Annotated in this window: 20 protein-coding genes; 7 read left to right on the top strand and 13 right to left on the bottom strand. The window is 70.9% G+C overall.

Going from position 1 to position 22,734, the window contains the following annotated elements; genetic code table 11:
* Window positions 1–79: 79 nt before the first annotated feature.
* A complete protein-coding gene (locus ABTX60_RS21060; protein ID WP_352098522.1) occupies window positions 80–1,576 on the top strand; it encodes a cytochrome P450 in 1,497 nt (498 codons plus the stop codon).
* Here ABTX60_RS21060 and ABTX60_RS21065 read toward each other — a convergent pair.
* The 11 genes from ABTX60_RS21065 to ABTX60_RS21115 all read right to left on the bottom strand — a co-directional run bounded on the left by ABTX60_RS21065 (window position 1,538) and on the right by ABTX60_RS21115 (window position 13,098).
* Entirely contained in the window at window positions 1,538–2,380 is an 843-nt protein-coding gene (locus ABTX60_RS21065) for a pentapeptide repeat-containing protein (RefSeq protein ID WP_352098523.1), read from the bottom strand. The two genes, ABTX60_RS21060 and ABTX60_RS21065, sit on opposite strands and share 39 nt — an antisense overlap.
* 30 nt (window positions 2,381–2,410) lie before the next feature.
* Window positions 2,411–3,322, bottom strand: coding sequence for an RNA polymerase sigma factor SigJ (gene sigJ / locus ABTX60_RS21070; RefSeq protein WP_352098524.1), 912 nt, complete (start codon window positions 3,320–3,322; stop codon window positions 2,411–2,413).
* A 33-nt stretch (window positions 3,323–3,355) separates the two neighbouring features.
* Window positions 3,356–4,090, bottom strand: a complete 735-nt coding sequence (locus ABTX60_RS21075; RefSeq protein ID WP_352098525.1) for a PIG-L deacetylase family protein — start codon at window positions 4,088–4,090, stop codon at window positions 3,356–3,358.
* 50 nt (window positions 4,091–4,140) lie between these two features.
* Window positions 4,141–5,442, bottom strand: coding sequence for an alpha/beta fold hydrolase (locus ABTX60_RS21080; RefSeq protein ID WP_352098526.1), 1,302 nt, complete (start codon window positions 5,440–5,442; stop codon window positions 4,141–4,143).
* Window positions 5,443–5,550: 108 nt separating this feature from the next.
* A complete protein-coding gene (locus ABTX60_RS21085; RefSeq protein WP_352098527.1) occupies window positions 5,551–6,576 on the bottom strand; it encodes a LacI family DNA-binding transcriptional regulator in 1,026 nt (341 codons plus the stop codon).
* An 87-nt stretch (window positions 6,577–6,663) separates the two neighbouring features.
* A complete protein-coding gene (locus tag ABTX60_RS21090; protein WP_352098528.1) occupies window positions 6,664–8,088 on the bottom strand; it encodes a BNR repeat-containing protein in 1,425 nt (474 codons plus the stop codon).
* 17 nt (window positions 8,089–8,105) lie between these two features.
* Complete coding sequence (locus tag ABTX60_RS21095; protein WP_352098529.1) at window positions 8,106–8,426, bottom strand: L-rhamnose mutarotase; 321 nt, start codon at window positions 8,424–8,426, stop codon at window positions 8,106–8,108.
* A 16-nt stretch (window positions 8,427–8,442) separates the two neighbouring features.
* Complete coding sequence (gene rhaS / locus ABTX60_RS21100; RefSeq protein ID WP_352098530.1) at window positions 8,443–9,528, bottom strand: rhamnose ABC transporter substrate-binding protein; 1,086 nt, start codon at window positions 9,526–9,528, stop codon at window positions 8,443–8,445.
* A gap of 30 nt (window positions 9,529–9,558) precedes the next feature.
* Window positions 9,559–10,551, bottom strand: a complete 993-nt coding sequence (locus tag ABTX60_RS21105) for an ABC transporter permease (protein ID WP_352098531.1) — start codon at window positions 10,549–10,551, stop codon at window positions 9,559–9,561.
* Window positions 10,544–11,584: an ABC transporter permease gene (locus tag ABTX60_RS21110; protein WP_352098532.1), complete on the bottom strand. Its 1,041-nt coding sequence runs from the start codon at window positions 11,582–11,584 to the stop codon at window positions 10,544–10,546. The genes ABTX60_RS21105 and ABTX60_RS21110 overlap by 8 nt, the downstream gene beginning before the upstream one ends.
* Complete coding sequence (locus ABTX60_RS21115; protein ID WP_352098533.1) at window positions 11,581–13,098, bottom strand: sugar ABC transporter ATP-binding protein; 1,518 nt, start codon at window positions 13,096–13,098, stop codon at window positions 11,581–11,583. Before ABTX60_RS21115 ends, ABTX60_RS21110 begins: the two co-directional genes overlap by 4 nt.
* A 261-nt stretch (window positions 13,099–13,359) precedes the next feature.
* Here ABTX60_RS21115 and rhaI point away from each other — a divergent pair, with 261 nt between their 5' ends.
* From rhaI to ABTX60_RS21145, 6 genes are all read left to right on the top strand, one after another.
* Entirely contained in the window at window positions 13,360–14,520 is a 1,161-nt protein-coding gene (gene rhaI, locus ABTX60_RS21120; RefSeq protein WP_352098534.1) for an L-rhamnose isomerase, read from the top strand.
* Between the two features lie 113 nt (window positions 14,521–14,633).
* Window positions 14,634–16,673 carry a bifunctional aldolase/short-chain dehydrogenase gene (locus ABTX60_RS21125; protein WP_352098535.1) on the top strand — a complete coding sequence of 680 codons (2,040 nt, stop codon included), beginning with the start codon at window positions 14,634–14,636 and terminating at the stop codon, window positions 16,671–16,673.
* Window positions 16,670–18,106, top strand: a complete 1,437-nt coding sequence (locus tag ABTX60_RS21130; protein WP_352098536.1) for a rhamnulokinase — start codon at window positions 16,670–16,672, stop codon at window positions 18,104–18,106. Before ABTX60_RS21125 ends, ABTX60_RS21130 begins: the two co-directional genes overlap by 4 nt.
* A gap of 70 nt (window positions 18,107–18,176) precedes the next feature.
* Window positions 18,177–18,932, top strand: coding sequence for a (Fe-S)-binding protein (locus tag ABTX60_RS21135; RefSeq protein WP_352098537.1), 756 nt, complete (start codon window positions 18,177–18,179; stop codon window positions 18,930–18,932).
* On the top strand, window positions 18,929–20,407 hold the full coding sequence (locus tag ABTX60_RS21140; protein ID WP_352098538.1) for a LutB/LldF family L-lactate oxidation iron-sulfur protein: 1,479 nt from the start codon (window positions 18,929–18,931) through the stop codon (window positions 20,405–20,407). The genes ABTX60_RS21135 and ABTX60_RS21140 overlap by 4 nt, the downstream gene beginning before the upstream one ends.
* A complete protein-coding gene (locus ABTX60_RS21145; protein WP_352098539.1) occupies window positions 20,404–21,039 on the top strand; it encodes a LutC/YkgG family protein in 636 nt (211 codons plus the stop codon). The genes ABTX60_RS21140 and ABTX60_RS21145 overlap by 4 nt, the downstream gene beginning before the upstream one ends.
* Before the next feature lie 13 nt (window positions 21,040–21,052).
* On the opposite strand, the gene ABTX60_RS21150 is transcribed toward ABTX60_RS21145, so the two are convergent.
* Together ABTX60_RS21150 and ABTX60_RS21155 are read right to left on the bottom strand one after the other, a co-directional pair.
* The gene (locus ABTX60_RS21150) at window positions 21,053–21,847 is read right to left on the bottom strand and encodes an SDR family NAD(P)-dependent oxidoreductase (RefSeq protein ID WP_352098540.1); all 795 of its coding nucleotides are present in this window, start codon (window positions 21,845–21,847) and stop codon (window positions 21,053–21,055) included.
* A 167-nt stretch (window positions 21,848–22,014) separates the two neighbouring features.
* Window positions 22,015–22,587, bottom strand: a complete 573-nt coding sequence (locus ABTX60_RS21155; RefSeq protein ID WP_352098541.1) for a TetR/AcrR family transcriptional regulator — start codon at window positions 22,585–22,587, stop codon at window positions 22,015–22,017.
* Between the last annotated feature and the right edge of the window lie 147 nt (window positions 22,588–22,734).

The raw sequence follows: 22,734 nt of genomic DNA on the forward strand, positions 1-22,734 counted from the left end.
ACGGGACCACACTGAACCGCGCTATTGAACTCACGTACAACACCTGTGAACGCGCCGCCGGATCAAGGGAGATCGCGTCATGACCCAGGCGCCGATACGGACCGGGGAGCCCAAGGGTTTCCGGAGTGCCGAGCTGGGCTGGCCGGAGCTGGACCGCATCCCGCACCCCCCGCGCCGGATCCCGCTGCTCGGGGACGTGGTGGGGGTGAACCGGCGCACTCCCCTGCAGGACTCGCTGCGCCACGCCCGCGCACTGGGGCCGGTGTTCCGGCGGAAGGCGTTCGGCAAGGAGTTCGTGTTCGTGTGGGGCGCCCGGCACGCGGCCGACCTCGCGGACGAGTCGAGGTTCGCGAAGCACGTGGGGCTCGGCGTGGCAAACCTGCGGCCGGTGGCCGGGGACGGCCTGTTCACGGCGTACAACCACGAGCCGAACTGGCAGCTGGCCCACGATGTGCTCGCGCCGGGGTTCAGCCGCGACGCCATGGCCGGTTACCACCCGATGATGCTGTCGGTCGCGCAGCGGCTGACGGAGCACTGGGACCGGGCGGCGGCGACGGGCCGGGCGGTGGACGTGCCCGGCGACATGACCAAGCTGACGCTGGAGACGATCGCGCGCACCGGCTTCGGGCACGACTTCGGCTCGTTCGAACGCTCCCGCCCGCATCCCTTCGTCACCGCGATGGTGGGCACGCTGACCTACGCCCAGCGGCTCAACACCGTGCCCTTCCCGCTGGCTCCCCTCCTGCTGCGCAGCGCGAGCCGCCGCAACGCCGCCGACATCGCCCACCTCAACCACACCGTGGACGAACTGGTACGGGCCCGGCGCGCCACCGGCGGCGGTGACGGCGATCTGCTCGACCGCATGCTGGAGACGGCCCATCCCGGCACCGAGGAACGGCTGGCGCCGCAGAACGTCCGCCGCCAGGTCATCACGTTCCTCGTCGCCGGCCACGAGACGACCTCGGGCGCGCTCTCCTTCGCCCTGCACTACCTCGCCCGCCACCCCGAGATCGCCGCCCGGGCCCGCGCCGAGGTGGACCGGGTGTGGGGGGACACGGCGGAACCGGCCTACGAGCAGGTGGCCCGGCTGCGCTACGTCCGCCGCGTGCTGGACGAGTCGCTGCGGCTGTGGCCCACCGCGCCCGCGTTCTCCCGGGAGGCCCGCGCGGACACGGTGCTGGCCGGAGAGCATCCCATGCGGCGCGGGGCGTGGGCGCTGGTGCTGACGCCGATGCTGCACCGGGACCCCGAGGTGTGGGGAGCGGACGCCGAACGGTTCGACCCCGACCGCTTCGACGCCGGCGCCGTACGGTCCCGGCCCCCGCACACCTTCAAGCCGTTCGGGACGGGCGCGCGGGCCTGCATCGGGCGGCAGTTCGCGCTGCACGAGGCCACGCTGGTACTCGGGCTGCTGCTGCGACGCTACGAACTGCGGGCCGACCCGGCCTACCGGCTGCGCGTGACGGAGCGGCTGACGCTGATGCCCGAGGGGCTGCGGCTGCACCCGGAGCGCCGCAGCCCGGTGCGGGAGCCGGCCTCAGACCTGCGCCGTCCAGTGCCCGGGGCGGGTGACTGAGCCGGGCAGCCGGGTACCGGCGCTTCCCCGGGCCGCGTTCAGCTGCGGCTGGGTGAGGAAGAACGCCCCGGTCAGATCGGCGTCGGTGAGGTCCGCGTCGCGCAGGTCGGCACCGATCAGGTCGGCTCCCCGCAGGTCCGCTCCGGTGAGGTCGGCGGCGATCAGGTAGGCGCCGCGGAGGCAGGCACCGCGCAGGTCGGCGCCCTTGAGACGGGCCCCCATGAGGTCCGCGCCCCGGCGGTCCTTCTTACGGCCCTTGAAGCGGGCCCTGGCCAGCTCGCTCGTCCTCAGCAGCAGGACGTTGACCTCCTTGCGGTGCGCGGCCACGTCCAGCACGGCGAGCTCTTCGGGGGTGCCGGCGGTCAGTTCTCCGGTCTTCTCCAGGGCCTCGCGCAGTTCGGCGTGGACGGGGCGGGCCGCCGGCAGGGTGAGCGCCTCGGTCAGGTACCAGAGCAGCTCGTGCAGCTGCCGGACCACCGGGAACACGTCGAACATGCGGCGGGCCCGCTCCGGCGGACCGGTCCGCCAATCCTGTCCGCCGAAGGTGATCTGCGAGACCTGCTGCCCGGCGCCGAAGCAGTCGTAGACCGTGCAGCCGGTGAATCCCTTCTGCCGAAGCCGGGCGTGGATGCCACAGCGGTGGTCCTCCCTGAGGTTGCGGCAGGGCGTGCCGGCGGCCTTGTCGACCGCGAAGTCGGCCGACGCGGCGAAGGGCAGGGCGACGCAGCACAGCCCGAAGCACCGCTCGCAGTCGCCGCGCAGTTCCGCCTGCTCGGCCTGGTGTTCTCGCATGCCGTTCAGCATACGAAATGACAACTGACGGACCGGTTCCGGTCACACCGCCGGCCCGGGCACCTCCAGACGCTCCAGCCGCTCGGGGTCGGCCAGGATGTACATGTCCGTGATGCGGCCGTCGACGATCGTGACGCCCATGACCGACTGGACGCGGCCCTCGATCGCGTTGACCATCCCGACCGAGCCGTTGACCAGGACCAGCTCCGCAGCCTGCGTGAACGGGGCGAACATGAGCGCCTGCTCCGCCACCGCCTTCGCGCCCTGGACCAGCTTGGAGGCGGCCGCGCCCCGCACGAGCGCGCCCGAGTCGGCCCGCAGCAGCACGTCCGGGTGGAGGACGGCCAGCAGCGCCTCGAAGTCCCCGGCGCGGGAGGCGGCCAGGAAGGCGTCGAGCACCTGCTTCTGCCGTCCGAGGTCCGGCTCGGCCGAGGGGGTGGCGCCGCGTACCCGGCGCCGGGCGCGGCTCGCGAGCTGCCGGGTGGCGGCCGGGTTGCGCTCCACGATCGGCGCGATCTCGTCGAACGGCACGGCGAACATGTCGTGCAGCACGAAGGTGAGCCGCTCGTCGGGCGTCAGGTTCTCCAGCACGACGAGCAGGGCCAGGCCCACGGAGTCGGCCTGGAGCACCTCCTCGGCCGGATCGATGTGGGACAAGGGCCGGAGCACCGGGTCAGGGACGTACGCCCGCACGGTCTCCTGGGTGTCGCCCATCGGCTCCTCGCGGCGGGCGGTGCGCGAGCGCAGCATGTCCAGGCAGACCCGGCCGGTCACCGTGGTCAGCCAGCCGCCGAGGTTCTGGATGTCGTCCGTGTCGGTGCGGCTGAGCTTGAACCAGGTCTCCTGGACGGCGTCCTCCGCCTCGGCAAGCGATCCGAGCATGCGGTAGGCCACCGCATTGAGGTGTCCGCGGTGTTCCTCGAAGCGGCGCGCCAGTTCCTCGTTGCCTGTCATGGTCTCCCCCGTCGTCCGTCGGTCAACCGCTGGTCATCTGCTGAACAGTTCGAACGCCACCGCGGGGCGGCCCCCGAACCGCTCCCCCGTCTTCTCCGCGTGCTGCGTCAGGAAGCCGCGTACATACGTCTCCGGGTCCTCGCTGGTCAGCACCTCGATGTAGGTGCGGTGTTCCAGCAGGGAGCGCACGGCCCGTTCCATCCCGGCTGTCGCGTCGACCGCGTGCGTGGGCGTGCTGGAACCCGCGACCGCGACCCAGCGCACGCCGTCCCAGGGGTCGAGGCCCTGCTCGACGAGCTCGGGGAAGATCCACCGGTTCCCGGCGTCGCCGGCCGCGTCGAGCGTGGCCCGGCCGACGGCCACGTGGTCCGGGGTGTTCCAGGCGACGCCGCCCCAGGTGTCGCGGTGGTTGAGGGTAAGGACCAGCTCGGGCTTGTGGCGGCGGATGGCGGCGGCGATGTCGCGGCGCAGGGCGGTGCCGTACTCGATGACACCGTCCCTGTGGTCGAGGAACTCCACCTCCGACACACCGACCACCGCCGCGCTGGCCCGCTGCTCCCGCTCGCGCAGCGGCCCGCACCGCTCGGGCTCCAGCGTGTCGATGCCGGCCTCGCCCCGGGTCGCGAGGACGTAGGCGACCTCGCGGCCTTCGTCGGTCCAGGCCGCGATCGCCGCCGAGCAGCCGTACTCGAGGTCGTCCGGATGTGCCACGACCGCGAGGGCACGCCGCCAGTCGCCGGGCATGGGCTGGAGTTGAGTGGTCGTCATGTCGGCAGACTAGTCCGAGCCACCCGCATCACCCGGTGTACGGCTCGGCATCACGCCTCGCCCCGCGCCAGCGCCAGCAGCCGGTCGAGGACGCGGGGGCCGCCGGTGCGGATGCCGTCGTGCTCGAACTCGTCCGTGACCCAGGTGCGCAGCCCCCGGATCGAGCGGGCGGTGCGCAGGGAGTGGGCCGTGTCGACGTACAGGTCGTCGTGGTAGACGGCCGCCACCACCGGCACCGTGTTGGCGGCGAGGCGGGCCGGGTCGTACAGGGGCGTCCAGTCGGTGCGGGCGGCGAGCAGTTCGGCGGCCTCGCGCAGCGGGCGCAGGGCCGGGTCGCAGTCGAACATCCAGGGGTGAATCGATTCTCCGGTGAACAGCAGGGGTTCGTCACCGGCGAGGGCCTTGGCGGCGTCGAACTGCGGGAACTCGGCGCGGACCCGCTCGGCCGACCAGGCCGTGGGCCGGGCGTCCTGGCCGTAGATCGACTCGTGGACCAGGGCGTACAGCGGGTGGCGGGCGAAGGAGAGCATGGCCTGCACCTGCTCCTGGAACGCGTCGGAGAGCGTGGATCCCTGCGGGGTGCGGACGAAGGCGTTCTCCAGGAGGTAGTGCAGGCGGTGGGTTCCGTCGCCGGTGCCGAGGGCGATGCCGAGGGACTGGAAGGCCTCGACGGTGAGCCGGTAGCCGTTCGGCAGGACCACGTCGTGGTGGAGCAGGTGCTCGGCGATGCGGCGGGCGCGCTCGGCGTCCTGCGGGTAGCGGGCGTAGTGGGCGGTGACCTTGCGTTCGATGCGCGGGAAGGCGGCCCGGTAGACGTCGTCGGCGTGGGCGTCCAGGGAGGGCAGCCCGCCGGTGATCACAGCGGTGGCCAGACCTTCGGGGGCGAGCGAAAGGTAGGTGGTCGCGCAGAAGCCGCCGAAGCTCTGTCCGAGGACGGTCCAGGGCTTGCCGCCGGTGAGCCGCGCGCGGACGGCCTCGCAGTCGCGGACGATCGCGTCGGCGCGGAAGTGCGTGAGGTAGTCGGCCTGCTCGGCCGGGCCGCCGCGCAGCGGGAGCGTCTGGCGGTTCGCGGGGGTGCTGTGGCCGGTGCCGCGCTGGTCGAGGAGCAGGACGCGGTACTCCTTCAGGGCCCTGCCGAGCCAGCCCGGCCGTCCGACGGACCGGTCGGCGCCGAAGCCGGGCCCGCCCTGGAGGTAGAGCAGCCACGGCAGGTCCTGGGACGCCTTGTCGCTCGCCACGACCTCGCGGGCGTACAGCTCGATCGTCTCGCCGTCGGGGCGGCCGTGGTCGAGGGGGACGGTGAAGCGGCGGTCGGTGAGGAGGACTCCGGGCTGGCGGTAGCTGATGGTCAACAGGGCTCCCGGGACGGACGGACTTTCGGGCCGCGTCCCAGTTCATCACAAGGATCGCCCGTGAGTGAGCCCCTCGATCATGAAACCTTGCTGAACGGCCGTTCAGGCTCAGCGTGCGGACAGGCTGGAGCGGCGGACCACCAGCTCGGGCTGCAGGACGACCCTGCGGTGCTCGTGGGTGCGCGCCGCGCCCTCCTCCTCCGTCTCCTCCAGGAGCAGGTCGGCGGCCAGGGCGCCCATGGTGACGGCGGGCTGCCGCACCGAGGTGAGCGGGACGGCCGCCGCGGCGGCGAATTCGATGTCGTCGTAGCCGACGATGGCCAGGTCGTCGGGGACGCCGACGCCTGCCGCGTACATGGCCTGCAGGACGCCGAGGGCGAGGAGGTCGTTGGCGCAGAACACGGCGGTGGGCCGGTCGGCGAGCCCGAGCAGCCGGGCCCCGGCGTCCCGGCCCGCGGCGACGTCCAGCCGTTCGGTCGGCAGCTCACGCAGCGCGTCGGCTCCGAGCCCCGCCTCGGCGAGTGCTGCGAGGGCGCCGGTGCGGCGGTCACTGACCTGGTTCAGGCCGGGCGGGCCGCTGACGTAGGCGATCGAGCGGTGCCCGGCGTCGACGAGGTGGCGTACGGCCAGGGCGCCGCCCGCCACGTCGTCGACGGAGACCGAGCACTCGGTGGTGCCCTCGGCGACCCGGTCGACCAGGACGAACGGGATGCCGTGCCGACGGAACGTCTCGATGTTGCGGCCGGTCGCGTCCGCCGGGGTGAGCAGCACGCCCCGCACCCGCTGCTCGGCGAAGAGCGACAGGTACTCGGCCTCCTCGCCCGGGTTCTGGGCACTGTTGCAGACCATCACGCCCAGCCCGGCCTGGCGGGCGGCGCGCTCGGCTCCGCGCGCGACGTCGACGAAGAAGGGGTTGCCCATGTCGAGGACCAGCAGCCCCATGATGCGGCTGCGGCCCGCGCGCAGCTGGCGCGCGGACTCGCTGCGGACGTACCCGAGCCGGTCTATCGCGGACAGCACCCGCGCCCGGGTCTCGGCCGCCACCGTGTCCGGGCGGTTGATCACGTTCGAGACCGTGCCGACGGAGACTCCGGCGACGCGGGCGACGTCCTTGATACCCACCGACTGGGCCATCGGGCAGGGACCTCCAGGGAGACGAGGGGGGGGCGGCGGCCGGGGCGGCTTCACATTACCGGCACGCCGCCCCGGGACCGGAGGCGGTCAGGCGGGCAGGCGGAAGTCCGTCACGTGCAGCGCCGAGGGCGTCGTACCGCTGGACTTCTCCTGGTACATGAACGACAGCACGCCGTCCTGCGCGACCCGCGTCTCGTCGATGACGACCTCGCCGAAGGCGTTGAGGCCGCTGCCGTCGAAGAGGATCCTCCAGTCCGTGTACCCGGAGGCGGCGGAGGCCCCCGCGATCCGGCCGAAGGGGAAGACCGCATAGGCGTTGTCGTACTTGTCCAGGATCAGCTTGGTGCGCTGGCTGGAGTTCAGCGGGACCGGTATCTCGGTCTTCTGCCAGCTGCCGGAGGCGTTCTTGCGGACGTGGAAGGCGCGGCCGTTGGCGGTCCGGTCCGCGACGTAGTTCGTGGTGCACTGTCCGAAGCGGCCCGGGACGTAGGAGATGATCGCGTGCGGCCTGCCCGCGGAGTCGGTGAACTGGCTCTCCTGGTTCATCAGGGAGTGATCCGGGTTCAGCGGGTCGATCACCAGGCCGGCGTCGGTCACGGACACCTTGTCGGAGCCTCCGGTGACGCCGACGACGGTTCCGGCGTTGTTGCGCCAGGTCCGGCCCCGGTCGTCGGAGTAGACGTAGCCGGTGTCGTGGTTGGTGATGCCGCCGCCGCTGCACATCACGGCGCCGTTCTGCTCGCGCCAGGTGAAGAAGGAGTGCAGCCGGCCGTTGCGGTCGTAGTCGATGCCGTGCAGGTACATGTTGCGGGCCGTCGAGGAGCCGTGCTCACTGGTGTAGGTGCCGGTGGAGGCTGACCACTCGCCGAGGTTGGTCCACTTGGTTCCGTCGTACTCGGCGAGGGCGTTGCGGCCGTTGCCGGAGACGGCGACGCGGTAGCTCAGCTGGAGCTTGCCGTCGGGCGTGGAGACGAACTGCGGGTAGGTGAACTGCGAGGTGAGCGCCAGCCCGTCCAGGGTGGACTGGGGTGCGCCGAAGCGACTCGAGTCCCAGCTCAGCCCCGCGGGGTTGTCCATCAGCCCGGCGACGGACTTGACGTAGGTGAAGCCGTCGCTGTGGGAGTCCATGTTGAGGTGCAGGCGGCCGTCGACCTTGGAGACGCCCATGGAGATGACGTTGTGGGAGTCGTTGACCTTGAGCGTGTGCCCGACCTTCACGGTCGACCAGGTGCTCCCGCCGAGGACACGGCGGCCGACGACGGCGTTGCGGTCGGCGGTGTACCAGACGGCGTACTGGTAGCCCTTGTAGGTCAGCAGGCCGTTCTTCTGGAACGCGTTGTTGTTGACCAAGCCGTCGTACGAGACGAAGAAGATGGCCTGGCTGTCGAGGGTGGTGGTGCCGGTCCGCGTGACGGACGGGCCGGGGTCGGCGGCCCGCGCGGTGCCGGAGGCGATGGCGGGGGTCACGACCGCACCGGCGATCGCGGCGGCCAGCAACGTACGTCTGCGCATCTCATGAACTCCATCGTTCAGGCGAGGTGGAACACTTCCGTGAGCGGTTTCATGGCCTCGTCGGGCCGGGCGCCGTCCAGCGACTCGAAGAACGGCGCCATCTCCGTCTGCCAGCGGGCGTTGACGTCGGTGGCTTCCATGCCGGCCTGGGCGGCCTCGAAGTCCTCGGTCTCCAGGTAGCCGACCAGCAGTCCGTCCTCGCGCAGGAAGAGCGAGTAGTTGTGCCAGCCGGTCTCCGAGAGCGCCTGGAGCATCTCGGGCCATACCGCGGCGTGCCGCTCGCGGTATTCGTCGAGGCGGTCCGCCCGGACTTTCAGCAGGAAGCACACGCGCTGCATCAACGATCCTCCAGGACTAGAAGTTGAACTGGTCGATGTTCTTGGCGTCGAACACGGTCGGCTTGCCGAGGCTGATCACGCCGTCCTTGCCGATGGTGTACTCGCCCATGGAGCCGGCCTTGAACGTCTCGCCTTCCTTGCCGGTGATCTGCCCGGAGGACAGGGCGACGGCCGTGCGGGCGGCCAGCTCGCCGAGCTTCGCCGGGTCCCACAGCTCGAACGCCTCGACCGTGCCGTTCTTGACGTACTTGCGCATGTCGTTCGGGGTGCCGAGGCCGGTCAGCTTGACCTTGCCCTTGTACTTGGAGCCCGACAGGTACTGGGCGGCGGCCTTGATGCCGACGGTGGTCGGGGAGATGATCCCCTTCAGGTTCGGGTACTCCTGGAGCAGGCCCTGGGTCTGCTGGAAGGACTGCTGGGCGTCGTCGTTGCCGTACGCGGTCTTGACCAGCTTGATGTTCTTGTACTCGGGCTTCTTCAGCTCGTCCTTCATGAAGTCGATCCAGGTGTTCTGGTTCGTCGCGGTCTGCGCGGCGGACAGGATCGCGATCTCGCCCTTGTAGCCGATCTGCTTGGCGAGCAGTTGCACCTCGGTACGGCCCAGGTCCTCGGCGGAGGCCTGCGAGACGAACGCGTTGCGGCAGCCGGGCGTGGTGTCGGAGTCGTAGGTGACGACCTTGATGCCGTTCTTCATGGCCTGCTTGAGCGCGGTGCACAGCGCACCCGGGTCCTGGGCGGAGACGGCCATCGCGTCGACCTGCTGCTGGGTGAGCGTGTTGACGTAACTGACCTGCCCGGCGGTGTCGGTCGCGCTGGACGGCCCGACCTCCTTGTAACTGGACCCCAGCTCCTTCAGCGCCTTCTCGCCGCCCTTGTCCGCGGAGGTGAAGTACGGGTTGTTGACCTGCTTGGGCAGGAACCCGACGGTGAGGCCCTTCTTGGTGGCCGCGTTCGGGTCGGCCTTGCCGGCGGTGGCGGCGGAAGCGCCTTCGTTCGCCACGTCCTTCTTGGTGGTGCCGCCGCCGCAGGCGGTGAGGGCCAGGGCGAGAGAGGTGGCGGTGGCGAGGGCCGCGCAGCTGCGGCGGAGGGTTGTCTTACGCATGACGGTGGTCCTTTACGAGGAAGGGCTGGGTTACGAGGTGGGAGTCGAGGCGGCTCTGCGGCCCGCCCTCGCTGTGGAGATCTGCCGTACGACCCGCGGGCCGAGCACGGACAGAACGAGCAGGACGCCGGTGACGACGATCTGGGACTGCGCGGACACGTCCTGGAGGCTCATCACGTTCTGCAGCGCGCCCAGCAGGAAAACCCCGGCGATCGCCCCGCCCAACGTGCCCTTGCCGCCGTCGAAGTCGATACCGCCGAGCAACACCGCGGCGACCACGGACAGTTCGAGGCCGGTGGCGTTGTCGTAGCGCGCACTGGCGTAGTGCAGCGCCCAGAAGATGCCGGTCAACGAGGCCATCAGGCCGGTCAGCGTGAACAGGATCAGCTTCTGCCGCTTGACCCGGACGCCGGCGAACCGCGCGGCCTCCTCACTCGCGCCGATCGCGAACAGCGACCGCCCGAACGGCGTGGCGTGCAGCGCCACCACGGCGATGGCGAGCAGGACGAGGAAGGGCAGGAAGGCGTACGGGATGAAGGTTCCGCCGATGCGCCCGGCCGCGAAGTCCAGGTATTGCGTGGGGAAGTCGGTCACCGCGTCGGACCCGAGCACGATCTGTGCGATACCCCGGTAGGCGGCGAGGGTGCCGATGGTGACGGCGAGGGACGGCAGCCCCAGCCGGGTCACCAGCAGCCCGTTGACCAGCCCGCACACCACACCCAGCAGCAGGCAGATCGGGATGATCGTCTCGATGGCCATGCCCTGGTTCCACAGCGCGCCCATCACGGCACCGGACAGACCGGCCGTGGACGCGACCGACAGGTCGATCTCGCCGGAGACCACCAGCAGGGTCATCGGGAGCGCGATCAGGGCGATGGGCAGGGTGTTTCCGATCAGGAAGGACAGGTTGAGCGCGTTGCCGAATCCGTCGACGAAGCCGAAGGAGAACAGCAGGACGACGACGAGCAGGGCGCCCACGACGGTGTCCCAGCGGACCGCTCGGCTCAGGGGGTTGTCAGCCATGGCGGGCGTTCCTCTTCTTCAGGGCGGAGGCCACGCGCAGCGCGACGATCCGGTCGACCGCGATCGCGAGGATGAGCAGGATTCCGTTGATCGCGAGCACCCACACGGAGCTGACGCCGAGGGCGGGCAGCACGCTGTTGATGGAGGTCAGCAGCAGCGCGCCGAGGGCCGCCCCGTAGACACTGCCGGAACCGCCGGTGAAGACGACGCCACCGACCACGACCGCGCTGACGACGGTCAGTTCGTAGCCGTTTCCGGTGCCGGAGTCGACGTTGCCGAAGCGGGCGAGGTACATCGCGCCGGCGAGTCCGGCGAGGGCGCCGCAGAAGGTGTACGCGGCGAGGATCCGCTTGCGGACCGGGATGCCGGCGAGGCGGGCGGCCTCGGGGTTGGAGCCGAGCGCGTACAGTTCGCGGCCGCTGGCGAAGTGCCTGAGGTAGTAGGCGGTGGCGATGAGCACCGCCAGCGCGATCAGCGCCAGGTACGGGACCGCCGAGATGCCGCCGGAGCCGAAGTCGACGAATCCGCCGGGCAGATCGGCCGCGGTGATCTGGCGGGAGCCCACCCAGATGGAGTCGATGCCGCGGATGATGTACAGCGTGCCGAGGGTGACGACGAGCGCGGGCACCTGGCCGAGGCTGACGAGCAGTCCGTTGAGCAGTCCGAAGCCGATGCCGAGCAGCACCGCCAGCGCGATCGCCACGACGGGGTTGCCGCCGGCCTGGAGATACGTTCCGGCGGCGAACGCGCTGATGCCGAGCGTGGACCCGACGGACAGGTCGACGTTGCGGGTGATGACGACCAGGGACTGGCCGGTGGCGACCAGGACCAGGATCGTCGCGTTCAGCAGCAGGTCCTTGATGCCCTGCTCGGACAGGAACTGGCTGTTGCCGGCCTGGGTGACGCCGATCATCACCAGGAAGACGACCAGGATGGCGAGTTCGCGCATCTTGAAGACGCGGTCGACCAGCCGGGTGCCGCTCGACTTGGGCACATCGGCCACAGGGGCTTCTTGCGGGGTCACGACCGTCATGCGGCGGCCCTCCCGGTGGCTGCGGCCATCACGGTTTCCTCGGTGGCGTCGGAGCGTGGGATCTCGGCGGTGAGGCGGCCCTCGTGCATGACCAGCACGCGGTCGGCCATGCCGAGGATCTCGGGCAGGTCGGAGGAGATCATCAGGACGGCCACGCCGTCGGCGGCCAGCTGCGACAGCAGCCGGTGCACCTCGGCCTTGGTGCCGACGTCGATGCCCCGGGTCGGCTCGTCGACGATCAGCACCTTGGGTCCGGTGGCCAGCCACTTGGCGAGCACGACCTTCTGCTGGTTGCCGCCGGACAGCGTGTTGACGGTGTCGGCGATCCGGGCGTACTTGACCTGGAGCCTGACGGCCCAGTCGAGGGAGCGGCTGCGCTCGGCGCCGCGGTCCATCAGCCCGGCCTTCACCGTCGTTCGCAGGCCCGTCAGCCCGATGTTCCGCTCGATGGACATGTCCATCACCAGGCCCTGGGCGCGCCGGTCCTCGGGGACCAGGGCGAGTCCGGCGGCCATGGCGGCCGAGGGCGCGCCGTTGACGAGGGCCTTGCCGTGGACGGAGACCTCGCCGGCGTCCCGGCGGTCGATGCCGAAGACGGCCCGGGCGACCTCCGTGCGCCCGGCGCCGACGAGTCCGGCCAGGCCGACGATCTCGCCGTGCCGGACCTCGAAGGAGACGTCGGTGAAGACGCCCTCGCGGGTCAGCCGCCGCACGCTCAGGGCGACTTCGCCCGGCGTCACGTCCTGCTTGGGGTAGAGCTCGTCCAGGTCGCGGCCGACCATGCGGCGCACGAGGTCGTCCTCGGTCATGCCCTCCAGCGGCTCGCTGGCGATCCACGCGCCGTCGCGCAGGGTGGTGACCCGTCGGCAGATCTCGAAGATCTCCTCCAGCCGGTGGGAGATGAACAGCACGGCGGCGCCCTGGTCGCGCAGGGTGCGGACGACGCCGAAGAGGCGGGCGACCTCGCTGCCGGTGAGCGCGGCGGTCGGCTCGTCCATGATCAGGACGCGGGCGTCGAAGGAGAGGGCCTTGGCGATCTCGACGATCTGCTGGTCGGCGATGGACAGGCCGCGGGCGGGCCGGTCGGGGTCGAGTTCGACCCCGAGGCGCTGCATGAGGGCGGCCGTCGCGTTGTGGGTGGCCTTGTGGTCGATCCGGCCGAGGGCGCGGCGCGGCTGGCGGCCCATGTAGATGTTCTCGGCGATCGACAGGTCGGGGAAGAGCGTGGGCTCCTGGTAGATCACGGCGATGCCGGCGTCGCGGGCGTCGCCGGGTCCGTGGAAGGCGACGGGCGCACCGTCGAGCAGCACCTGGCCGGCGTCCGGTCGGTGCACGCCGGCGAGGGTCTTGATCAGGGTGGACTTGCCGGCACCGTTCTCACCGGCGAGTGCGTGCACCTCCCCGGGGAACAGCTCCAGGGAGACGTCCCGCAGTGCGCGGACCGCGCCGAAGGACTTGGAGACATCCTTCAGGGCGAGAACCGGGGCCGGACCCGTGGTGGACGGGTGGGTCATGAGGGCTCCTCGACGACGCCGGCGGGTCGGCCCTCTCGGCGTCGTGAAAGGTTTCAACTTGGTTGCCGGGACGTTAGGCGGGCCGCGCATGTCACGTCAATGGGTTCTGGTCGAAAAAGTTTCGAGGACAGAAGGTCACGCATGAGTCACGGGAAACCGCCTGGGCCGGAGGGGTTGACACCCCTACGGGAGGCCCATAGCTTCGCGTCCTGAATCGTTTCATTCAGTGGTCGTCACGACCCGATGTCACAGGAGCCTGACGTGACCGAGCTCGCCGCGGCGAAGGCCGCTCTCAAGACACAGGCCGTCGAGACGCCGTCGTGGGCGTACGGGAACTCGGGCACACGCTTCAAGGTCTTCGCGCAGGAGGGCGTGCCGCGCACCCCGTTCGAGAAGCTGGACGACGCGGCGAAGGTGCACGAGTTCACCGGGGTCGCCCCGACCGTGGCCCTGCACATCCCGTGGGACAAGGTCGACGACTACGCGGCGCTGGCGAAACACGCCGAGCAGCGGGGCGTGAAGCTCGGGGCGATCAACTCCAACACGTTCCAGGACGACGCCTACAAGCTCGGGAGCATCTGCCACCCGGAGGCCTCCGTGCGGCGGAAGGCCGTCGACCATCTGCTGGAGTGCGTGGACATCATGGATGCGACGGGCTCGGCGGATCTCAAGCTGTGGTTCGCCGACGGGACGAACTATCCCGGCCAGGACGACATCCGGGGGCGGCAGGACCGGCTGGCCGAGGGGCTGGCGGAGGTCTACGAGCGGCTCGGGGACGGGCAGCGGATGCTGCTGGAGTACAAGTTCTTCGAGCCGGCGTTCTACACGACGGACGTACCGGACTGGGGTACCGCCTATGCCCACTGCCTGAAGCTCGGGCCGAAGGCACAGGTCGTCGTCGACACGGGGCATCACGCGCCGGGGACCAACATCGAGTTCATCGTGGCGACGCTGCTGCGCGAGGGGAAGCTCGGCGGGTTCGACTTCAACTCGCGGTTCTACGCGGACGACGACCTCATGGTCGGGGCCGCCGATCCGTTCCAGCTGTTCCGGATCATGTACGAGGTGATTCGAGGTGGGGGGTTCACGCCCGAGGTCGCCTTCATGCTCGACCAGTGTCACAACATCGAGGCGAAGATCCCGGCGATCATCCGGTCGGTGATGAACGTGCAGGAGGCGACGGCGAAGGCGCTGCTGATTGACCGCGTCGCTTTGGCCGATGCACAGGCATCGGGTGACGTGCTCGGGGCGAATGCCGTGATCATGGACGCGTACAACACGGATGTGCGGCCGTTGCTCGCGGAGGTCCGGGGCGAGATGGGGTTGGACGCGAACCCGATCGCCGCGTACAAGGCGTCCGGGTGGGCCGAGAAGATCGTTGCCGAGCGGGTTGGTGGGCAGCAGGCGGGGTGGGGGGCGTAGGCGTCTGCCGAGATCTGTTGTCTGCGGGGTGCGGGCCGTATGTGGCTGGTCGCGCAGTTCCCCGCGCCCCCAAGAAGGCGCCTCACACCCCTCTCTCTTGAAAAGGAACTGGCATGGCTGTTCATCCCGAAGCCGACGCTCTGCTCGATCGGTCGCACCGGCTCGGCTCCGATCCGCGGAACACGAACTACGCGGGGGGCAATGCCTCCGCCAAGGGCACCGAGACCGACCCCGTCACCGGTGGGGACGTCGAGCTGATGTGGGTCAAGGGGTCCGGTGGGGATCTCGGGACGTTGACCGAGGCCGGGCTCGCCGTGCTGCGGCTGGACCGGATGCGGGCGCTCGTGGACGTGTACCCGGGCGTCGAGCGCGAGGACGAGATGGTCGCCGCGTTCGACTACTGCCTGCACGGCAAGGGCGGGGCGGCTCCGTCCATCGACACCGCGATGCACGGGCTGGTCGAGGCCGCGCACGTCGATCATCTGCACCCGGACTCGGGGATCGCGCTGGCCTGTGCCGCCGACGGGGAGAAGCTGACCGCCGAGTGCTTCGGGGACAGCGTGGTGTGGGTGCCGTGGCGGCGGCCCGGTTTCCAGCTGGGGCTGGACATCGCCGCGGTGAAGGAGGCCAATCCGCAGGCCATCGGGTGCGTTCTCGGCGGGCACGGGATCACCGCGTGGGGTGACACGTCCGAGGAGTGCGAGCGGAACTCGCTGCACATCATCCGGACCGCCGAGAAGTTCCTCGCCGAGCGGGGGAAGGCCCAGCCTTTCGGGCCGGTGATCGAGGGGTATGCCGCGCTGGGCGCCGCGGAGCGGCGGGAGCGGGCCGCCGCTCTCGCCCCGTACGTGCGGGCCATCGCCTCGCAGGACCGGCCCCAGGTCGGGCACTTCAACGACTCCGAGGTCGTGCTCGACTTCCTCGCGAGCGCGGAGCACCCTCGGCTCGCCGCGCTCGGGACGTCCTGCCCGGACCACTTCCTGCGGACCAAGGTCCGGCCTCTGGTGCTGGACCTGCCGCCGAGTGCGCCCCTCGACGAGGCGATCGCCCGGCTGAAGGAGCTGCACGCCGAGTACCGCGCGGAGTACGCCGCCTACTACCAGCGGCACGCCGAGCCCGGCTCCCCCGCCATGCGCGGCGCCGACCCGGCGATCGTGCTGGTGCCGGGCGTCGGCATGTTCTCGTTCGGCAAGGACAAGCAGACCGCCCGGGTCGCGGGTGAGTTCTACGTCAACGCCATCAACGTGATGCGCGGGGCCGAAGCCGTGTCCACCTACGCGCCGATCGAGGAGTCCGAGAAGTTCCGCATCGAGTACTGGGCGCTGGAGGAGGCGAAGCTCCAGCGGATGCCGAAGCCCAAGGCGCTCGCGACCCGGGTCGCGCTCGTGACCGGTGCCGGAAGCGGCATCGGCAAGGCCATCGCGCACCGGCTCGTGACCGAGGGCGCGTGTGTCGTCGTCGCCGACCTGAACGGTGAGAACGCCGCCGCCGTCGCCGAGGAGCTGGGCGGTCCCGACAAGGCCGTCGCCGTGACGGTGGACGTCACCTCCGAGGAGCAGATCGCCGAGGCGTTCCGGGCGGCCGTGCTGGCCTTCGGCGGGGTCGACCTCGTCGTCAACAACGCGGGCATCTCGATCTCCAAGCCGCTGCTGGAGACCTCCGCCAAGGACTGGGACCTCCAGCACGACATCATGGCCCGCGGCTCCTTCCTGGTGTCGCGGGAGGCGGCCCGGGTGATGATCGCCCAGCAGCTGGGCGGCGACATCGTCTACATCGCCTCGAAGAACGCCGTGTTCGCCGGGCCCAACAACATCGCCTACTCCGCCACCAAGGCCGACCAGGCCCACCAGGTGCGGCTGCTCGCGGCCGAGCTGGGCGAGCACGGCATCCGCGTCAACGGCGTCAACCCGGACGGCGTGGTGCGTGGCTCGGGGATCTTCGCCGGCGGGTGGGGCGCCAAACGGGCCGCCGTGTACGGGGTGGAGGAGGAGAAGCTGGGTGAGTTCTACGCCCGGCGGACCATCCTCAAGCGCGAGGTGCTGCCCGAGCACGTGGCCAACGCCGTCTTCGCGCTGACCGGTGGCGACCTCACCCACACGACCGGTCTGCACATCCCGGTCGACGCCGGCGTCGCGGCCGCCTTCCTGCGATGAGCGCGGCCGTGAAGTCGTACGCCGCGGTCGATCTCGGCGCATCCAGCGGACGCGTCATGGTCGGCCGGGTCGGACTCGACAGCCTGGAGCTGACCGAGGCCCACCGGTTCGTGAACCGGCCGGTCCGAGTCCCGGAGGGCCTTCGCTGGGACATCCTCTCGCTGTACGGCGGTGTCCTGGACGGGCTGAGAGCCGCGGGGCAGGTCGACTCCGTCGGCATCGACAGCTGGGCCGTGGACTACGGGCTGCTGGACGCGGACGGCGCCCTGCTCGGCAATCCGGTGCATTACCGGGACTCCCGGACCGAGGGGATCGCCGAGAAGGTGTGGGCCACCGTCCCCGCATCGGAGCTCTACGCGGCGACCGGCCTGCAGTACGCGCCCTTCAACACGCTCTACCAGCTCGCCGCCGATCGACTCGGCGGTGCGCAGCGGTTGTTGATGATCCCCGATCTGCTCACGTACTGGCTGACGGGCGAGCAGGGCACCGAGCTGACCAACGCCTCGACCACCCAGCTGATCGATCCCCGCACCCGCGCATGGTCGCACGACCTCGCACAACGGCTGGGCATCGACCTGGAGTTGTTCGCGCCACTGCGGCAACCGGGCGATCCCGCGGGCCTGCTGCGGCCCGAGGTTCTGGAGGAGACCGGGCTGACCGGTCCCGTGCCGGTGACGGCCGTCGGGTCGCACGACACCGCGTCGGCGGTCGCGGCCGTCCCCGCGTCGGACGAGCGGTTCGCCTACATCTGCACCGGCACCTGGTCGCTGGCCGGGCTGGAACTGGACGCACCGGTGCTGACCGAGGAGAGCCGGGCCGCCAACTTCACCAACGAGCTGGGGCTGGACGGCACCGTCCGCTACCTGCGGAACATCATGGGGCTGTGGCTGCTCCAGGAGTGTGTGCGTGCCTGGGGCCACCCGGATCTCGGCGCGCTGCTGCTGGAGGCGTCCAAGGTCCCGGCGCTGCGGTCGGTCGTGGACGCGGGCGACGCGGCGTTCCTCGCGCCCGGGCGGATGCCGGAGCGGATCGCCGAGGCGTGCCGTGTCTCGGGGCAGCCGGTGCCCACGTCGCCGGCCGAGGTGACGCGCTGCATCCTCGACTCCCTCGCCCTCGCCCACCGCGAGGCCGTCCAGGACGCCCAGCGGCTCGCCGGGCACCCGGTCGACGTCGTGCACGTGGTGGGGGGCGGCACGCGCAATGCCCTGCTGTGCCAGCTGACCGCCGACGCGTGCGGGCTGCCGGTGGTGGCCGGACCCACCGAGGCGGCGGCCCTGGGGAACGTCCTGGTGCAGGCGCGGGCACACGGGCTGGTCGGCGACCTGGCCGGGATGCGGCGGCTGCTCGTGAACACGCAGCCGCTCACGCGGTACGAGCCGCGCGGCGGGACCGAGCGGTGGCGCGCCGCACAGGCCCGGCTCACCCGGAACTGATGGGGACTCCCGTCGGCCCCCCGCCCGGGTTACGCTGCACTCATCCGATGACCGAGCACAAGGAGCCGCGATGCGTGTCGCCCTGTTCCTGACCTGTGTCAACGACACGCTGTATCCGTCCACCGGGCGCGCCGTGGTAAAACTGCTGGCCAGGCTGGGTATCGAGGTCGACTTCCCGATGGCGCAGACGTGCTGCGGGCAGGCGCACTACAACACCGGCTACCGCCATGAGGCCGAGCCTCTAGCCCGGCATTTCTCCGATGTATTCCGTGATTACGAGGCGATCGTCACACCGTCCGGGTCGTGCGGGGCGATGGTGCGGGAGCTGTATCCGCGGATGGGTGAGCGGGCCCGGGCGGAGGGGCGTGGGGACACCCTCGCGGCGACGCTGGCGCCGGTGGTGCCCAAGACCTACGAACTCACCGAGTTCCTGGTCGACGTGCTGGGCGTGACGGACGTCGGGGCGTACTACCCGCACAAGGTGACCTACCACCCGACCTGCCACGGGCTGCGCGGACTCGGTCTCGGTGAGCGGCCCCGGCGGCTGCTGCAGGCTGTGAAGGGGCTGGAGCTCGTCGAGCTGCCGGGCGCGGACGAGTGCTGCGGGTTCGGTGGCACCTTTGCCCTCAAGAACTCCGACGTCTCGGCGGCGATGGGCACCGACAAGGTGCGCAACGCCGAGTCGACGGGCGCCGAGGTGCTGTGCGCGGCCGACAACTCCTGCCTGATGCACATCGGCGGCACGATGACCCGGTTGCGGACCGGTATGCGGCCGGTGCACATCGCGGAGATCCTGGCGAGCACGGAGGAGGAAGCGGCCGTATGAGCGGGACGTATCTCGGTATGCCGGCGTTTCCGGAGGCCGCGCGGGCGGCCGTGGGGGACACGACCCTGCGCGGAAACCTGCGGCACGCCACGCATACCATCCGCGCCAAGCGGGCCACGGCCGTCGCGGAGGTCTCCGACTGGGCCGAGCTGCGCGAGGCGGGCAAGCGGATCAAGGACCATACCCTGCGCCGTCTCGACCACTACCTCGTGCGGCTGGAGGAGTCGGTGGTGGCCGCGGGCGGCGTCGTACACTGGGCCGCCGACGCGGACGAGGCCAATGAGATCGTCACCCGGCTGGTGAAGATGACCGGCGAGTCGGAGGTCGTCAAGGTCAAGTCGATGGCCACGCAGGAGATCGGTCTCAACGAGGCGCTTCAGGCCGAGGGCATCCACGCCTACGAGACCGATCTGGCGGAGCTGATCGTGCAGTTGGGCCAGGACCGGCCCTCCCACATCCTCGTCCCGGCCATCCACCGCAACCGGGGCGAGATCCGTGACGTCTTCGCCCGCGAGATGAGCGCCTGGGGCCGCCCCGCTCCCGAGGGCCTGACCGACTCCCCGGCCGAACTCGCCGAGGCCGCCCGCCTGCACCTGCGGGAGAAGTTCCTGCGGGCCAAGGTCGGCATCTCCGGCGCCAACTTCATGGTCGCCGAGACCGGCACGCTCGTGGTCGTGGAGTCCGAGGGCAACGGCCGGATGTGCCTGACCCTGCCCGAGACGCTGATCTCGGTCGTCGGCATCGAGAAGATCGTGCCGACGTGGCAGGACCTGGAGGTCTTCCTGCAGACACTCCCCCGCTCCTCGACCGCGGAGCGCATGAACCCGTACACGTCCACCTGGACCGGCACGACCGATCGGGACGGCCCGAGCGCCTTCCATCTGGTGCTGCTGGACAACGGCCGCACCGACACCCTCGCCGACGAGGTGGGCCGGCAGGCGCTGCGCTGCATCCGCTGCTCGGCCTGTCTCAACGTGTGCCCGGTCTACGAGCGGGCCGGCGGTCACGCCTACGGCTCGGTGTATCCGGGGCCGATCGGCGCGATCCTCAGTCCGCAGCTGCGGGGCACGGGCAGCGAGATCGACGCCTCGCTGCCGTACGCCTCGTCGCTGTGCGGGGCGTGTTACGAGGTGTGCCCGGTCGCCATCGACATCCCCGAGGTGCTGGTGCACCTGCGGGAGCGGGTGGTGCAGGGCGGCGAGGTCACGCGGGAGGGCAACAAGGTGGTGCTGCGGCCCGCGAAGGGGCATGCCGCCGAGCGGGCGGCGATGCGCGCTGCGCGCTGGGCGTTCTCGCACGCGGGCGCGCTGCGCACCGGCCAGCGTGCCGCCTCCCGGACTCGCCGCTTCCACCCCCGGACGCTGCCCGGGCCGGGCCGGGCCTGGAGCGGGACCCGGGATCTGCCGCCGGTGCCCGCCGAACCGTTTCGGGACTGGTGGCAGCGGACTCACAGCGGGAAGGACGGGGACAGGTGAACAGCAGGGAACGGGTCCTGGGGCGGGTGCGTCGGGCGCTCGCCAACGCACCGGCGGACGAGGCGCCGATCACGCGGGACTACCTGCGCGAGCACGGGCGGCGGACCGCCGCGGAGACGGTGGAGCTGCTCGCCGAGAACCTGGCGGACTACCGGGCGGTCGTGCACCGCACGGACGCCGGTGGGCTGGCCGCCCTGATCGCGGGGCTGCTGGAGAAACACGGGTCGGCTTCGGTGCTGGTGCCGCCCGGGCTGAACGAGGAGTGGCTGGCGGCGACCGAGGTGGCGCGGGTGGCCGACCAGGCCGAGAGCACACCCGAGGAACTGGACCGGGTGGACAGCGTGCTGACGGCCTGTGCGGTCGCGATCGCCGAGACCGGCACCATCGTGCTGGACGGCTCACCCGACCAGGGCCGCCGCCGGATCACCCTCGTCCCGGACCATCACATCTGCGTGGTGCGGGTGCCCGGCCAGGTCGTGTCGTCCGTGCCCCAGGGGCTCGAACGCCTCGACCCGGCGCGCCCGTTGACGTGGATCTCCGGGCCGTCGGCGACCAGTGACATCGAACTGGACCGGGTCGAGGGGGTGCACGGTCCGCGCACCCTGGAGGTGATCCTGATCGGCGAGGACTGACCCGCCTTTCCGCTCAGGGCAGGATCGAGTCGACGTAACCTCCGTCGACCCGAAGGGCACCGCCCGTGGTCGCCGAGGCGTGGTCGGACGCGAGGTAGACGACCATGTTGGCGATCTCCTCGGGCTCGATCAGCCGCTGGAGGAGGGACTGCGGCCGGTGCTCCCGCATGAACGTGCGCTGGGCCTCGTCCCACGGCAGATCGCGGCCGACGAGTTGGTGCACGAAGTCCTCGACGCCGCCTGTGTGCGTCGGCCCCGCGATGACGGAGTTCACCGTGACGCCGGTGCCGGCCGCCTGCTTTGCGAAACCCCGGCTCACCGCGAGCAGGGCGGTTTTGGACATGCCGTAGTGGATCATCTCGGCGGGGATGACGACCGCCGAGTCGCTGGCGATGTTCTGCACCCGCCCCCAGCCGCGCTCGGTCATGCCGGGCAGGACGAGCCGGGTGAGGCGCACGGCCGACAGGACGTTCACGTCGAAGTAGCGGCGCCACTCCTCGTCGCTGATCTCCAGCGGGTCGGCCGACTCGAAGACGCCGAGGTTGTTGACGAGGACGTCCACCTGCCCCAGCGTGTCCACCGCCTGCCGTGCGCCCTCGTCGGTGGTGACGTCGGCGGCGACCGGCACCAGTTCGGCGCCGGGGACGTCACCCCGCATCCGGTCCACGGCCTCCCGTACCCGTCCGTTCGAGCGGCCGTTGACGCCGACCCGGGCGCCCGACCGGGCCAGGCCCGCGGCGATCGCGGCGCCGATGCCCTGCGTGGAACCGGTGACCAGAGCGGTGCGGCCCTTCAGATCGATCTGCATGCGCTGTCAGCCCTCTCCGTGCGGGGGGGATCGGGTACCCCCGGAGTGGCGCTGCGTACACCGGGCGCCAGGGCTGCTGTGGGCAGTGCGGTCACGTCCCCTTCCCGTGGCACCGGGGCGCGACATCCGGACGGGCAGTTGAGAGGTCTGCCCCCGCGGCCGCCCCGTCAGCGCGTGCCGGAGGCGTCCAGCAGGGCGGTCACGGTCGTCGTGGTCAGGCCGTCCAGCGTCTCGATCCCGGCTCCGGCCCGGGCGCTGGCCCCGTCGAAGACCAGCATCAGCTGACGTGCGAGCAACTCCGGATCCCGTGCCCCGCCCTCCGCGGCCTGTGTACGGAAGAAGCCCAGAAGCCACTCCTTGGCCCCGCGGGCGACGGCGCTCGCGGGGTGCCCGGGGTCCTTCAGCTCGACCAGGGCGGCGAGATAGGGGCAGCCGCGGTAGGCGGGGTCGGCCGAGGCCTTCTCCAGCCGTTCGAAGACGTGCAGGATCCTCGTGCGCGGGCTGCCGGCCCCCTCCTGCGGTCCGGGCGCCAGCCGTTCCTCGTACGCCGGGAGCTGCCGGGCCAGGCTCGCCGCGAGGACCTCGTCCTTGCTCCCGAAGAGCTGGTACATGGACCGCTTGGAGACGCCGGCACTGCGGCACAGCGTCTCGACGCCCAGGGAGACGCCATCGCGGTAGAACAGCTCGCCCGCCGCGTCGAGAAGCCGGTCCCGGGTGGACGTCTTGTCGGTTGTGGCCATACGGGCGAGAGTAACGCGCCGCGGCCCTCCGGGAAACCGATCGGTTTTACCGTCCGCCCGGACGGGACCCCCGTGACAGCGTGGGTGAACAAGCGCTTAGATAGTGCCCTGCCCGTCACGTCCACGCCGCCGTCCTGGAGGCCACCG

Source organism: Streptomyces sp. NPDC126510 (assembly GCF_040302345.1).
In the GTDB taxonomy this organism is placed as follows: Bacteria; Actinomycetota; Actinomycetes; order Streptomycetales; family Streptomycetaceae; genus Streptomyces.